Raw genomic sequence first — 275 nt, 5'->3', positions numbered from 1 at the left:
ATCCCGTGGATTACGAGGAAGGTGGCACATTTATCGAAGACGGCAGCGGCAAAGATGTCGAATATGCCGAAGACTACCCGGATGCGGAGCCAGAATGAACCTGCATGATGAACTATCACTCGACCTGATTCGAGGGGCGGCAAAATTTCGAGGATACCTGTATCGAGATCACGTGGTACGCGACGCTGTAGCCGTCCAGATTTTCGACGGTCGCGATTATCGGTACTACAATCCGCTGGATATCACAAATCCAGACTTCTGGGACTTCGTGAATG

General features: G+C 51.3%; 1 protein-coding gene. It reads left to right on the top strand.

Features of this window, described 5'->3' with window-relative positions:
• Positions 1-94: 94 nt before the first annotated feature.
• Positions 95-275 (top strand): hypothetical protein (locus AC1RP4_RS08000; RefSeq protein ID WP_438142730.1); only part of this gene is annotated, 181 nt, incomplete at its 3' end.

This window comes from Dellaglioa sp. CoH-56-MRSF-10 (genome assembly GCF_056782175.1).
Note: the sequence above shows the minus strand (reverse complement) of the source record. Positions and strands in the feature narration are given on the sequence as shown.